This window comes from Frankia tisae, assembly GCF_025403405.1.
In the GTDB taxonomy this organism is placed as follows: Bacteria; Actinomycetota; Actinomycetes; order Frankiales; family Frankiaceae; genus Frankia; species Frankia tisai.
Genome location: NZ_JANEZT010000212.1, coordinates 1 through 11,655 on the forward strand (window position 1 = coordinate 1; position 11,655 = coordinate 11,655).

Annotated in this window: 8 protein-coding genes and 1 pseudogene; 6 read left to right on the forward strand and 3 right to left on the reverse strand. The window is 70.8% G+C overall.

The features are described 5' to 3' along the window. A pseudogene (locus NBZ85_RS19425) lies at positions 1 to 685 on the forward strand (hypothetical protein); the annotation flags it as partial. Positions 686 to 1,090: 405 nt separating this feature from the next. Then, positions 1,091 to 1,387, forward strand: a complete 297-nt coding sequence (locus NBZ85_RS19430; protein WP_261558244.1) for a hypothetical protein — start codon at positions 1,091 to 1,093, stop codon at positions 1,385 to 1,387. Positions 1,388 to 1,402: 15 nt separating this feature from the next. On the opposite strand, the gene NBZ85_RS19435 is transcribed toward NBZ85_RS19430, so the two are convergent. Beyond that, positions 1,403 to 2,425: a CobW family GTP-binding protein gene (locus NBZ85_RS19435; protein WP_261558245.1), complete on the reverse strand. Its 1,023-nt coding sequence runs from the start codon at positions 2,423 to 2,425 to the stop codon at positions 1,403 to 1,405. A gap of 498 nt (positions 2,426 to 2,923) precedes the next feature. On the opposite strand from NBZ85_RS19435, the gene NBZ85_RS19440 reads away from it, so the two are divergent. Both NBZ85_RS19440 and NBZ85_RS19445 read left to right on the forward strand, forming a co-directional pair. Beyond that, the gene (locus NBZ85_RS19440; protein ID WP_261558246.1) at positions 2,924 to 3,121 is read left to right on the forward strand and encodes a hypothetical protein; all 198 of its coding nucleotides are present in this window, start codon (positions 2,924 to 2,926) and stop codon (positions 3,119 to 3,121) included. A gap of 167 nt (positions 3,122 to 3,288) precedes the next feature. Further along, positions 3,289 to 5,082: a serine/threonine-protein kinase gene (locus NBZ85_RS19445; RefSeq protein WP_261558247.1), complete on the forward strand. Its 1,794-nt coding sequence runs from the start codon at positions 3,289 to 3,291 to the stop codon at positions 5,080 to 5,082. A gap of 32 nt (positions 5,083 to 5,114) precedes the next feature. On the opposite strand, the gene NBZ85_RS19450 is transcribed toward NBZ85_RS19445, so the two are convergent. Then, the gene (locus tag NBZ85_RS19450) at positions 5,115 to 6,437 is read right to left on the reverse strand and encodes an ATP-binding protein (RefSeq protein WP_261562356.1); all 1,323 of its coding nucleotides are present in this window, start codon (positions 6,435 to 6,437) and stop codon (positions 5,115 to 5,117) included. Positions 6,438 to 6,624: 187 nt separating this feature from the next. Further along, the gene (locus tag NBZ85_RS19455) at positions 6,625 to 7,935 is read right to left on the reverse strand and encodes a carotenoid oxygenase family protein (protein WP_261562357.1); all 1,311 of its coding nucleotides are present in this window, start codon (positions 7,933 to 7,935) and stop codon (positions 6,625 to 6,627) included. Between the two features lie 135 nt (positions 7,936 to 8,070). Between NBZ85_RS19455 and NBZ85_RS19460 the strand changes: the two genes are divergently transcribed. Both NBZ85_RS19460 and NBZ85_RS19465 read left to right on the forward strand, forming a co-directional pair. Beyond that, positions 8,071 to 8,643 (forward strand): PadR family transcriptional regulator, encoded by a 573-nt coding sequence (locus tag NBZ85_RS19460; protein WP_261562358.1) that lies wholly within the window; start codon positions 8,071 to 8,073, stop codon positions 8,641 to 8,643. 179 nt (positions 8,644 to 8,822) lie between these two features. Continuing rightward, positions 8,823 to 11,381, forward strand: a complete 2,559-nt coding sequence (locus tag NBZ85_RS19465; protein ID WP_261562359.1) for an amino acid adenylation domain-containing protein — start codon at positions 8,823 to 8,825, stop codon at positions 11,379 to 11,381. Positions 11,382 to 11,655 lie beyond the last annotated feature (274 nt).

Here is an 11,655-nt window from a genome sequence, read left to right on the forward strand (position 1 = left end):
CCCGACCGCCCTGGCCGTCCCGACCGCCCTGGCCACGGATACGACCCAGCTGCCGACGCGCCGGGCGGCGCTGCGACCCGGGCCGGTGACCGATCGGCGTGGTGGTCGCCGTCGACGGGCAGCGGTACTGGCGGCCGCCACCGCCCTGCTGGCCCTGATCGTCATGGCGGTGCCGGTCGCCCTGGGGGCCGATCGGGAGCGGACGTCCCCCTCGACGTCCATCGGCGCGGATACCGGCTGGCTGCCCGTCGTGTCCTCACCACGGTCGACCCAGCCGGATGGGGGCGCCGCCGCGCCGGGGCCTGACCTGCGCCCCGAACTCGCCCGCGAGGTTCTCACCACGCCGAACGGCGGCGCGCCGGACGAAACGGTGGCGATCGCCGCCGGGCCCGCGGGGCGGGCATCCCCGCCCCCGGCGGCGACGCCGGTGTCCCAGCCGCGAGCCACCGCAGCGGTACCTGCGGCGCAGGCCCCGGCACCGGGGGATGCCGGCCCGTCGACGTCGGGAACTGTTCCATCGCCCCTGGGAGCCTCGTCGACGGTCACCCCGATCACACCCGGTCCAGTGGTCGCAAGCTCGGCGACGGCCGACCCCGGCCGAGCCCGGACGCGCTCGTGGTCGGGTCGCGGCGGAACTCCGTTCGGCCGGGGCAACTACCGGTTCAGGCACCGCCGCCACGGGTGATCAGGCGATGACGCCGGCGCCAGGTCGAAAGCCAAGACGGCCTTGCCGTGGGCACAGGTCCACGGCAAGGCCGTCTTGGCCGGGTTCAGTCCGTTCGACTATCGCGTCCCGCCGCCACTGGCGGGTAGAAAAATCGCCAGCGCGTGGGTCATTTCTGGCTCTCTTGCTAGAATTGACCCGCGGGTGACGGTGCCGGAATGTTCCGAGCTTTCACTCGGACCACTCAGGTGATAGTTGAAGAAGATTTTCCGGCCTCGGTAACCATGAAGTCCTCAGAGCGACGGACTGCCAGTCGCCGTGACGCAACCGTCGGGGCGCTGGCCGAGCGTTTCGTGTGGCGTCGACGTGCTGTTCTGGCGAGACAGTCGTGACCGGCGCCTGCTGACACTGTGGAAGGGAATCCCTGTGAGCGGCAAGGCCAACTGGCTCGTCTGCAAGGTCGGTTGCATCGAATGTGGAATGATTGAAGACCCGGCGCTGAGGATCATCGGGGTGTATTCCGAGGAGCAGCAGGCTGTCGCCGTCGCCCGTGGCGCTGCCCACACGATCGCGCAACGGTGGGGGATGACGAACACCGACGAGCCATACCCGGTGAACGCGGCCGAGATGCTGGGTTCGCGGATGGGCGCCGGCTGGATGTGGACACCCGCGGACCACGAGCAGGTCTTCGCGGTGCAGGTCCCCTCCGGTGCGGAGCAGTAGGTGGGAATCAGGTGCTCAGGTGCTCAGGCGCCGGTACCGGGCGAGGCGGCGCGCCCCGTCCGCGGCGGGGCGGGCGACGCAGGGCTGGAGAGCCGCTTCGAGCCGGGTGCGGACGGTGGACTGGTCGAGATGCATGCCGATCGCGACGAGTCCGCTGGGATCTTCCGTCACGGGCCTGACCGCGACGTGGATCTGTCGTCCGACGACATTGATCACATAGCCGCGCAGGCTCCGCCCGGTGTCCACGGTCAGGGTGCCCTTGAGTCGGTAGACGTCCGCGGGTAGATCCTCAAGCAGGTCGGCCAGCCGGCCGGGATCGACCGGCCCGGCGGCGGGAATGGTCACCGCGTCGGCGCGCGGGTGCGGCTCGCCGTCGTGGTCGTGGTCGTGCCTGGCCAGGGCGGCGAGCGGGAGTTCGCCGACCGGGTCGTGCGGGCTCGCGGCGTCGAACACGAGTGCCGGGTCGATGCGGCCATGGGTGGTGTCGACGACGTGTGCGAGAGGGTTGCTCTCGCGTACCCGGCCGGCGATCCGCGCCACCGTCTCGGCCCGGTGCGCCGGCGGAACCCGGTCGGTCTTGTTGATCAGGACCAGGGAGGCCGACGCGAACCGGGCCGGTGGCAGCCCGCCCGTGTCGACGGTGTCGAAGTAGGCGGCGGCGTCGATCACGTCGACGAGACCGCCGAGGCGCACGCGGTTCACGCCGCTGAACCGGATGAGCCTGGCCAGATGCGGCGGGTCGGCCACGCCGCTGGCCTCCACGATCACCGCGTCCAGCCGCAATCGCGGCTGGCTCAGCTTCTCCAGCGCCTGGTCCAGGCCGTCGGTGTCCGGCAGGCAGCACAGGCAGCCGCCCGCGATCGAGGCCGGCTCGTCCACCTGACCGGTGACCAGGGCGGCGTCGACGTTGATCGTTCCGAAGTCGTTGACCACCACCCCGAGGCGCGCCCCGGGCGCCTGGAGCAGGTGGTTGAGGACCGTCGTCTTGCCCGCGCCCAGATATCCGGTGAGCGCGATCACAGGCACCCGCACGCCCATTCCCGCCTGCCTCCTCCCGTGCCGCGCTCGGCCGGTGGCGCGATCTGTATCGCCTGGCGCGAAGACCCCGGGCTGGGCTACGAAGACTATCCACCCGAGCCGCCGGTCGACCTGGCGTGCTGGATCGTCACCCTGCCTGGGGAGATCGTCGGGGGGCAGGGCCCGGATCTGCGCTCGCGGTTCCCAGGCGGACCGGCGTGACCGCGGGGGGCCTTCTGACGATGGTGACGGATCCACACTCGGGTGAGGACCTCGTCACCTTGGCAGGGACCGAGGTACGGGAACGGCCACCGTAGGGCGGTCGGCCGGTCCTGACGTGGGGTCGTCTTCGGACTTCTCGTTAAAATCGACTCGCGGGAGACGGCGCTGGTCAACAGGCAGCGAAGTCTTTGATCAGGTTCCGCGGGATCCGCAAACGACTCGAGTGTGGCGAGGCGTCCATGCGCTGTTTGTTCGGGCGGTCATGGCAGGCGTCTGCCGGCGCTGAGGATAATCGGGGTGTATGCCGACGAACAGCAGGCCATCGCCAGTGCACGCGGTGCCGCCCAGACTATTGCCAAACGTTGGGGGATGACGAACTCCGACGAGCCCTACCGGGTGAACGCGACCGAGATGCTGGGTACGCGCATGGGTGCTGGCTGGATGTGGACACCCGCGGATCACGAGCAGGTCTTCGCGGTGCAGGTCCCGTCCTGAGAGCCCCGGGTGGGGCGGGCCAGGACGTGATGCTGCCTCTCGCGTTCGATCCCTGTTTACGCAGGCCGTGCGCTTGCCTGGAGAAAGCCGACCAGGCTGCGTCGTGCCCCGGTATGCCTGAAAGAATCACGCCGCGGGGATCCTGGGCACCGAGAGGGCGGCAGGCGTTGGCGAGAAGGCTGGGAAGTTCGTACACCCTGGAGGCCATGATCGGCCGGGGTGGGATGGGGGAGGTGTGGCGCGGCCACGATGAGGACGGAGCTCCGCTCGCCTTCAAACTTCTGCTACCGGAGCTCACGACGGATCCGGAGCTCGTCGCCCGGTTCATGCGGGAGCGCTCGGTCCTCATCCGGGTCGACTCACCTTTTGTTGTGAGGGTCCGCGATCTCGTCGCCGAACGCGGTCAACTGGCCATCGTCATGGACTTCATCGAGGGCCCCGACCTGCGTCGCGAGCTGCGGCAGCGCCGGACGATCCCACCGAGGGAAGCAGTGGCGACCACCGTCGGTATGCTGACCGGACTCGGTGCCGCGCATGCTCTCGGCATCGTCCATCGTGATCTCAAGCCCGAAAACGTGCTGCTTGACCGGCATGACGGCGGATATCAGCCGAAGATTTCCGACTTCGGAATTGCCGGGCTGACGGACGCGTCGACGCGGCTGACTACCCACCAGGGCATCCTCGGCACTCCGCTCTACATGGCACCCGAGATGATCGAGGGGGACGTCGTCGGCGCGCCCGCGGACGTCTACGCCGCGGGGATCGTGCTGTACGAGCTCCTGTGCGGGGTCACGCCGTTCACCGGACGGGCACCCATGGCCATCCTGCGAGCGCACGTCGACCTCATCCCCGGCCGGCCGCCGGACATCACCGACGAGCTGTGGTCCGTCCTGTCCGCCATGCTCGCCAAGGACCCGGCCGCGCGGGCCAACGTCGATCAGCTGCAGGCTCTCCTGCCGGACCTGCACGAACTGCCGGCCAGCCGGCCGCTGACCGCCCCGCCGCCCCCGATCTCTCGCACGACCGGGATGGTGAGAGCGCCCGCAGCGCCGCCCTGGGCGCCGGGCACGTTCGGGACGCCAGCGGCTGTCGGGCCGGTCCCGCCGGAGATGATCGCCGCGCCCACCGTGCGGGTGCCGACACCGTCGCCGACGCTCGAACCGACCCCGCCTGGCGGTGCTGTACCGATCGGCCCTGCCGCCGGCCAGCCCCCTGCCGCCGGCCAGCCGGGTGGGCGGCGACACCGTCGTCTCCTCGCCGGTGCTCTCGGCGGCCTCCTCGCGGTCGGGGCGGTCGTCGCGGCCGTCGTGCTGTCCGCTGGCTCGCAGTCCTCCCCGTCGACACTCGCGGCCCAGACGCCTCGCTCGGATCGGCCGACGATGACGAACCCGCCCGTCGCCACGCCCGGCCCGGGTCTCGCTGCCGCCTCTCCCACCGACGGCGGCGGGCCAACGCCGCCGCCATCGACCAGCGCGACCGCGGTGGCCGTGGTTGCTCCGGCGGTCGCGGTCGCGCCAGGCTCGACCGGAACCGTCCCTGAGCCACCACGTCGCCCCGATGCGGCTGCGCAGCCCAGTCCCACCAGGGCCTTCGTCAACACCGCGACCCAGCGCTGTCTCGACAGCGACGCTCAGGGGCAGGTTTACGCGCTCGGTTGCAATCAGGGTGACTACCAACGTTGGGGATACCCGGCTACGGAAGGCAGCGTGCTACTCAGGAATGCCCAGACCACCAACTGTATAGGCAGTAGGGCGAACCCCGCGGGTGACGGGACCAAATATCGCGGAGCCGTATATGCCGCCGCCTGCGACGGAGGGGGCGCACAGCTGTGGACCACGTCCAGTGACCGTTTCGGGACGACCTTCCGTAATGTCTCTACTGGTGAATGCCTGGACAGCGACGCCAACGGAAGTATCTATACCCAGGACTGCAACAACGGTAATTTCCAGCACTGGGGCTAGCCAGCACTGGGACTAGGGTGCGTCCGGGCGATTCAGGTCGTGCCGGAGGTCAGCCGAGCGTCGAGGGTGTCGCGGATTTTCCGGGTGAGAGTGGTGGCGGTGAATGGTTTGTCGAGGAATGCCGTGACGCCGCCATGTCCCTGCGCGGCGAGGATGCCGCGGGTGTGGGCGGAGGTGAACACGACCGGCAGGTCGGGTATGAGTGTGGTGAGCTGGTCCGCGAGCTGCCGGCCGTTCATGCCGGGCATGATCAGGTCGGTGAGGAGCAGGTCGACGGTGGGGTGGCGCAGCGCCAGGGCGAGTGCCTGCCGGCCGTCCGCGGCGACGAGCGTCCGGTATCCGGCAGAGTTCAGGATTCGTTCGGTCAGCTCACGCACCGCCGGGTCGTCCTCGACGAGCAGAATGGTCTCGGCGCCGTCGGCGAGTCGGTCGAGGTGCGGATCCGCCTGCTGCTGGACGGCGAGCGCCGCGACGGCCGGCAGGTAGACGCGGAAAGTGCTGCCGGTGCCCGGTATGGAATCGACCGTGATGTGGCCCTTGGCCTGTCGGATGATGCCGTAGACGGTGGACAGGCCCAGCCCGGTGCCCTTGCCCTGGTCCTTGGTCGTGAAGAACGGTTCGAAGACGCGGGCCTGGACGTCGGGCGGCATGCCGCAGCCGGCGTCGGCAACGGTGAGGAGCCGGTGGCCTCCGGGTTGAAGGCCGAATTGGTCAGCCTCGGCCTCGTCGAGGTCGAGGTGCGCGACGGCGATCGTCAGGCGACCGCCCTGCGGCATCGCGTCGCGGCTGTTGACGGCCAGATTGACGATCACCTGCTCGAGCTGCCCCTGGTCGGCCCAGACGACGCTGGGCGCGGTGGCGATCCGGACGATCAGCTCCACGTCCTCCCGGATGAGCCGGCGCAGCATCTCCTCGACGCCGAGAACCAGTGCGTTGAGATCGATTGCCCGCGGCTGTGCCACCTGGGTGCGAGAGAAGGCCAGAAGCTGGCGGGTCAGCGCGGCGGCTCGGGCCGCCGCGTCGCGAATCGCGCTCAGGTCCGCCCGTGCCGGGCCCTCGACCTGGTTGAGCAGCATCGCCGCATAACCGTCGATGACGGTCAGCAGGTTGTTGAAGTCGTGCGCGACACCACCTGCGAGCTGGCCCACCGCGTCGAGCCGCTGCGCCTGACGCAGCTGCGCCTCGGTGTTCTTCTGCTCGGTGACGTCGGCCACCATGGCGAGAATGCCCTCGACCTCACCGGTCGGGCCGACCCGCGAGGTCAGGGCGACCTGGGCGACGCCCGCCCGATCGCGACCGAGATCGCCATGTACGCCGTCATGATGACGGCATTGGCCACGGCGCTGAGCTGCCACCACATCACGTCGGCAATCCCCCTGCAGGTCACCCTCTGACGCCCGTCCTCGACCGCGCCTGCTTCCCGGCGGCGGGCGGGTCGCCGGAGTCGGGTGTCTCGGTCGAGGGGAGGATCATCGTGTCACGCCAGGTGGCGACGTACGGGCTGTATAACCCGTGGCCGGATCGCCCGGTGGGAGGCCGGGCCTACTCGTCGGCGATCCAGCTGCCGTGGAATCCGGCGGGCACCCGCCGGGGCAGTGACACGCGGGCCACGGTGTCAAGGTCGGCGGCGGCCAGGACGAGCAGCTCGGAACCGCTTCCGGCCTTGCCGGTCACGATCGAGATCAACCAGCCGTCGTCCTCCGACCGGGCCCCGGGCGCGGCGACGAAGATCGCCTCGCCGGGGCTGGCGCCCAGGGTGCGGACCGTGCTCTCGCTGGTCCGGACGTCGTACTTGACGATCGCGTCCTGGCTGACGGAGTAGAGGAAGCGGTTCGACCTCCCCACCCGCTGCTCGTTGAGGGTGGGGAATTCGACCGCCCGGTCGTCGAGTGCCCGCTCCTTGACCACGCCGTTCGCCGGGTCGACCAGCCAGCGGTGCGCGAAGCCGTCGCCGATCATGTTCGTCCTGGTCGGGGTTCCGCCGAGTCGGGGCCAGAGGGCCGCGAAGCCGGCGCGGTCGTAGCGGACGGCGTCGAGTGAGACCCGGCCGTCGTCGTCGACGTGGGCGTTGCCGACGTGGAAGACGTAGCAGGGGTCGATGTCGAACCACCGCGTCTCGCCGCCGTCGCGGGCCATGACGCCGAGGCGAGCGCCGTGGTCGTCGTCCCATCGGTAGGGCATCCCGTGCCCGACGAGGCCGAGGTCGAAGACGACCGGCAGGTCGAGCCACACGACGTGATTTTCGGTGATGGCGAAGTCGTGCATCATCGTCGGGCCCGGCACGTCGATCACCCTGCTCTCGACGAGCTCGCCGGCCGCCGAGAGCCGGTGGTAGGTCAGGTACGGCGGGGCCATGCCATAGCCGAAGAACAGCAGGTCACCGGTGAGCGGGTCCCGCTTGGGATGCGCGGTCATGGCGGTGGTGAGTCTCCCGCCGAAGTCGCACGGCCCGGTCGTCTCCAACTCGGGCGTCAGCTCGTACGGCAGACCGTTTTCCACCAGCGCGAGGATGCGGCTGGCGTGCCGGATCACGCTGGTGTTCGCGGGGACGGCCGTCAGATCGAACCCTGCGGGCCCCACGAACGGCGCCCCCGCGAGCTGGCGGGTGCGCACCCAGCGGTTGCGGTACCACTCGGCGCGGCCGTCCCGCAGCCGGATGCCGTGAATCATCCCGGCTCCGGTGAACCAGTGGCCCGGGTCCTCGCCGGGCAGCGGGTTGGGGCCGTTGCGGAAGTAGCGGCCGCGCAGCGCGCCGGGCAGCGTGCCGGCGACCGGCAGGTCGACGGCATCGATCTCGTCGGCCACGGGCGCGAGCAGGCCGCTGAGGTAGGTGGGGTTGCTCGTCGTCGTCATCATCGCTTCTCCGATCAGAGTGGCGGGCCGACCCGGTGGGCACGATCTCCATCCCGATCGGCAATACTCCACCTTCGACATGTCAACGGTAGAACATCCATCGGTGACCGGTCAAGGCTGACCTAAGCTGGGGGCATGAGCCTTCGTCATGCCGTGCTCGGCCTGCTCGCCGATCGCCCCGCCAGCGGCTACGACCTGCTCAAGACCTTCGCGATCTCGCTGAGCAACGTCTGGTCGGCAACCCAGAGCCAGGTGTACGCGGAACTCGGTCGCCTGGCCGACTCCGGGCAGGTGACCGTCACGGCCGAGGGGGCCAGGGGCCGCAAGGAGTACGCGATCACGGAGTCCGGGCGGGCCGAGCTGCACCGTTGGCTCACCAAGGTCGAACCGAACCGGACATCACGCAACGACACGCTGCTTCGGGTGTTCTTCCTCGGCCTGCTCGAGCCCGACGAGGCCCAGGCCTTCATGCGGCGGGAAGCCGAGACCGCGGCGGCTCACCACGAGGAGCTCTCCGCGCTGACGGCGGTCGCCTCCGGCCCGGACTCCTTCTCCGTTCACGGCCGTCTCGCGCTCGAATGGGGCCTTCGCGTCACAGCCGCCCAGCACGAGTGGGCGCTGTGGGCGGAGAAGCAGATCGTCGACCGCGCCGTTAGCGACGGCGACGGCGACGGCGACGGCGATACTGCCGCCCCGGCTCCGGGCTGAGCGACCTCACCCCGTCCCGACCGCAAGCCATCCAGCGGCGGCCTTCCGGACTTTCGTGAACTTCTCCTTGCCCGGCGAACGTGCCAGAGGTGTGGCGGGGAACCGGGTCTGGTCCTGGGGGCGGAGGTGGGACGCGTGACGATCTGGGCGCTACGCGGTGCGATCACGATCGGTGCCACATGGTGACCACCCTGACCCGGGCGGGTCGCGAGGGGTCCGCGGCCGAGGGCGTGGCCGAGGGCGTGGCCGGAGCCACCGCGCTGGTCGTGGAGGCGGTGGCCCACGCGCGAGGACTCGCCGACCTGAAGGAGACGGGCCACCAGGCGGCGGCGGGACTGGGCCGGCGGCTGACGGGTCGAGCTGCTCTGCTGCTGGCGCTGGACACACCGCGGGTGGCGCATCTACTCGCCGAGGCGGAGGTGGTGAGCCGCGTTCTCGCCAGCGGCGCGGCCCACGCCGCCGAGCAGTCCGCCGCGCAGCGGGTGCGGGCGGCCTGCCACACGCTCGGCTTCGAGTCGACGGCGCGCCGCGCGCCGCGCCTGCTTGCCGGGGACCTGACCGCGGAGCAGGTCGTCGCCGCGGCCGCGGCCGTCGGTCGGATGTCGTGGCTGGCCGACGTGGTGACCGGCCGAGACGTCTCGGCGGCGAGGAGGAGTTGGTCGGCCGAGCTGGCCGCCGGACCGGCGGTGGAGCGGGACCTCGCGGCCATTCGCCGGCGACTCGTGAGCGTGTCGACGCCGCCGGGACCGGGCGGTCCCGAGACGGACCCATCTCGGCTCGCCGCACGCCTGCTGTCGGAGTCGGAACTCGCCCACTGGCCGGTACTCGCGGCGCGGCTCGCCCGCATCGGCGAGGCCGCCGGCCACGCGCGGATCGCCGCGATGGCGCGTGCGGCCATGGCCCGGTTGACCGCCCGGCAGGCCGATCAGGAGGCGGAGCGCCGCCGGCAGGCGAGCGTGCGTGGTGGCGTCAACCTGGTCGATCAGATGTGGCGGGCGGCGAACCCCCGTCTGCCGGCGTGGCCGCTTGCGGCTCCCCCCGGGGAGATGCTGGCCTGGCTGCGGCGCCTGATCGGCGCGCCGCTGCACACCCCCGACGCGGAACGGGCAGCGGCCGAATGGCTGGGCGCGGACCTGTTCGACCTGCGCAGGCTGCCCTCGGCGCCAGCCTTCCTCGCGGGTGTCGACATCGGGAACCTGCGGCCCGAACATGTCGCGCCGTTTCTGCGCCGTATCAGCATGACCCGCCCCACTCCAGGAGCCGAGGAGCTGTCGGCGCAGTCGCTCGAGACCGACCGCGGCCCTGTCAGCTGGGCGCGGCGCTCGGCGGGCGAGCGGCGCTGGGGGCAGGCGGCCGACACCGGGGTGCCGCTGCTGGCGGAGGTGGTCGGGATACCGCATGTGGTGCACGGGATCTGGTTGGGCCAGCCGATGCCCGCGCGGACGGCCTTCCGCGACAACTACGGCGCGGCGGCCCGCCGGTATGCGGGCCAGGCCACCGTGGTGCTGTGGACGGATATCCCGCGCGCGCACTGCGCGGCCGTCCTGGCCGACCCCGCCCCCCCGGTCGGCGCGGCCGACCCGCTCCGGTACGTCCGCACTCTGATGACCTGGGCGCGTGACAACGACGTGGCGCTGATCAACATCCACGAGGTCTTCCACGCCGACCATCCGCTGTACCTGTATCCGCAGTACGTCCTGGAGATGGCCAAGCAGCGTCCCCGCGGCTACGCGAGCGCGTCGGATCATCTGCGGGTGGAACTCGTCCACACCTTCGGCGGTCTTTACATCGACGGCGACATCCGGTTCGACGCCGGATCGCCGGAAGGCGGCCATCCCGGCTCGGTTCCCGAGCTGTTTGCGGCCGTCGCCGCCTCCACCTGTGGCTTCACCCTGAACATCCTGCCGACCGGCGTCAGTAACGACCTGGTGGTCGGATCCGCCCGCCACCCCCTGCTGCGCCTGTGGATGGAATGTGGTCGGCTCAACTACTTCCGGCTGCAGCGGGAGATCGCCGGCGGGCTCGAGGCGATGGCGCGGCCCTACGTCGGCACCTCCCACCAGGGCCTGCGCCACCTCGCCCCGCACCGCACCGGACGGGTCCACCACATCGCCCTCGAGCTGCTGGGCATCACCCGCGACGACCTCACCCCCACCGGGGGAGCCGTCATCACCGTCAACGAGATCACCTGGGTGCCCCGCGGGAGGGAGCGAGCCGAGTTTGACGTGACCGGCGCCGATCCCGCCGATCCCGCCGATCCCGCCGATCCCGCCGATCCCGCCGATCCCGCCGATCCCGCCGATCCCGCCGATCCCGCAACGCGGGACGAGGTGCTGACGCGGACGATGGGGCTCGTGACGTTCCTGCTCTGGCAGCTCGTGGCCCGGCAGGGCAACCTCTACCTGTCGGCGGTGGAGCCCGTCGTCCTCGCCCTGCCGGACCCGGACGCGGTCTGGATCGCCCTGCTGGGCTTCCTCGCCGCTGCCGACGCCGCGCGCGCGCTCGTCACGTCGGTCACCGACCACCGTCGCGGTGAGGACGGCACCCTCGAACACATCCGGCTCCCCCGCGAGGCGGAGGCGTTCCTGGACCGGGAGGCCGGTCCGCCGTCCTGGTTCGGCAGCGAGTTTGCCGAACCAGGACGGCCGGTGTGGCTCCTCGACGAGGCCGTCACCCCGGTCGCCCTGCGGACGCCGTCGTCGGCGGCCGCGGCGTTGAAACGCGCGACGGTCTCCTGATTTCCCGCATCCACTCCCGAGGATTTCAACGCACCTTCGGCCAGGACATTCAGATGACCGCTGAGCGTTAAATTTCCGGCGTGTCCCACCGAAAGTTACGCTTCTCTTCGCGGAGAGTTCTTGCAAGCCGGAGAACGCGCCATCCCGACGGCTCTAGGTTCACGGCATGAAGAAGCGCAGAATCTCAGCCGTCCTCGGCGCGGCCCTCCTTTGTTCCCTGGTCGGCATCGCGCCGAGCGCGTCGGCGGCGGGTCCCGGTGCCACCGCCACCGCC

What these genes read in the sequence shown, in the direction of transcription:
- NBZ85_RS19435 (WP_261558245.1), bottom strand. Translation starts at nt 2,425, where the DNA reads ATGGGCGTGCGGGTGCCTGTGATCGCGCTCACCGGATATCTGGGCGCG.
- NBZ85_RS19465 (WP_261562359.1), top strand. Translation starts at nt 8,823, where the DNA reads ATGGTGACCACCCTGACCCGGGCGGGTCGCGAGGGGTCCGCGGCCGAG.
- NBZ85_RS19455 (WP_261562357.1), bottom strand. Translation starts at nt 7,935, where the DNA reads ATGACGACGACGAGCAACCCCACCTACCTCAGCGGCCTGCTCGCGCCC.
- NBZ85_RS19460 (WP_261562358.1), top strand. Translation starts at nt 8,071, where the DNA reads ATGAGCCTTCGTCATGCCGTGCTCGGCCTGCTCGCCGATCGCCCCGCC.